General features: G+C 70.2%; 2 protein-coding genes. Both read right to left on the reverse strand.

The features are described 5' to 3' along the window. Positions 1-956: SGNH/GDSL hydrolase family protein (locus G6023_RS13935; RefSeq protein ID WP_182636065.1), on the reverse strand; the 956-nt coding region annotated here is incomplete at its 3' end. Between the two features lie 80 nt (positions 957-1,036). Further along, the coding region (locus G6023_RS13940; RefSeq protein ID WP_182636068.1) for an SGNH/GDSL hydrolase family protein at positions 1,037-1,913 on the reverse strand (877 nt) is incomplete at its 5' end.

A 1,913-nucleotide genomic window follows, 5' to 3' on the forward strand; every position in this document is an offset into this window, starting at 1 on the left:
GCCTGCTGGCCCAGTGAGGTGGGGTGCATTGGGTACGCGTTGGTCGGGGCCCCGCCGGTGAAGTCGGTCCAGCGCTCGTCAGCCTCTCCGCAGGCGCTGCGGTCGACGGTGGTGTCGACGGGCAAGACGGAGACGTGGCCGTTGCGGACGGCGGCGGCGTTGACGGCGTCGTTAATCCTCGCGGTCACCTCGCGAGCCCAGTTCAGGTTGTCCACTCCGATGAACTGGGTGAACTGACAACCGTCCTCGTTCGAGGCGGGGAGAAGAGGCAGGTACTGGGTGGCGATCACGGTCGCACCGGGCGAGCGCTGTTTGATCGCCGCATAGACCTTGTCGACCGCGCCGACTTTGCCGAAGACGTTGGCGATGGCGGTGCTGACCTGGTCGTCCAGCTGGCCCCTGCAATCGAGGGGAGCTCCGGGAGCGCCACCGGAAATGCACTCGACGATGGCGCCGAAACCGACGTCGTTGCCGCCGATGGAGAGGGTTACCAGATCGGTGTCGGAGTCGAGAGCGTCGATCTGGGGCGCGACGCCCGAGTGCTGCTCCTCGAAGATGTCTTCGGTCACCGCTCCGCCGCACGTAGCGTCGGCGAGCTCGCCGATCGCCGTATTCGCGTCGAGCACATTGGGATAGTTGGTCAGACTGCGGCCGCACCGGGCGGCGGGGCCGTCCGTGACCACGGGCTCCATTTGATCGCCGAATGCGGCATAGGAATCGCCCAACGCCACGTAGTCGGCGTAGGCGGGGCCAGCGATCGATCCGAGCGACCCGGCGACACTGCCCGGGATATCGTTGGTGGCGCCGAGGGAGCTGACGGCGATCGTGCCGTCCGCCTGGGTGGTGGACTGGGCACCAGCGACGGGTGCGGCCGTGAGGACGACGGACGCGGCCAGGGCGAGGGAGGTGGTGAGGGTGCGGGAACCGGCGAAGCGGCGCCGAGGAGTGGTGAGCATGAGCTCTATGTTCTCTCATCGACGCCGCTTCGTTACCGAATTGGGCCCAACTGGACAGTCGTCAGGTGACGTGACCGGACTCAGGCATCGCCCAGCGCGGCGAGCACCCGATCCGCGACGTGCGCATGGCCGGCGGTGGTCGGATGGACCGGCACCGCGCCCGTGTCCAGCCCGGTGAAGTCCACCCAGCGGTTCTCGGGCGGGGTGCACATCGAGTGGCCCGGTTCATCGGGGATCACGACGGTGGCGCCGTTGCGCTCGGCGGCGTCGCGGACGACGCGGTTGATGCTGTCCTGGAAGCCGCGGACCTTGGCCCGCTCCTCCCGGCTGATCGCCATGAACGGAGCGCAGGCCGGGGATTGCTCGATGATCCGGTCGTCCGCGGGCACCGCGGCCAGGTACCCGACCGTCACCACGCGGGCCTGCGGCGCACGCTCGGCGATCCCGGCGTACACCGCGTCCATGCGCTGGTCGAGAGTCTCGAGCGCGCGGGCGGCCTGGCGGTCGATGACGTCCGAACAGCCGGCGGTGGGATCGAAGCCCTTCGACAGGCTCGCCGTCGCGGCATCGACGATCGGCAGCAGCTCGGGCGCGGTGTTGGGCCGCAGCGCACACGCCACGATGACGGCGGCGAAGCCCACGTCATTGCCACCGATGGTCATGGTCACCAGATCGGTATCGGCGTCGAGGGCGTCGAACTGGGGCGGGGCCCCGGTCCGGCCGACCGCGAGGAAGTCATCGGCCACCGCGCCGCCGCAGCTGGCGTTGACGAACGTGCCCACCCCCAGCTCGCGGGCGACCACGGTGGGGTAGGCGTCGTCGGTGCGCACACACGCGACGGGACCGGCCCCCCACGCGCCGGGCGCGATCCTGCCGACGGCGGCGTAGGAGTCGCCCAGCGCCACGTACTTGGACGGGCCGGTGCCCGCCCCCGACAGGACGGTCGGGCCCATCCCG

The organism is Dietzia sp. DQ11-71, from assembly GCF_014144995.1.
In the GTDB taxonomy this organism is placed as follows: Bacteria; Actinomycetota; Actinomycetes; order Mycobacteriales; family Mycobacteriaceae; genus Dietzia; species Dietzia kunjamensis.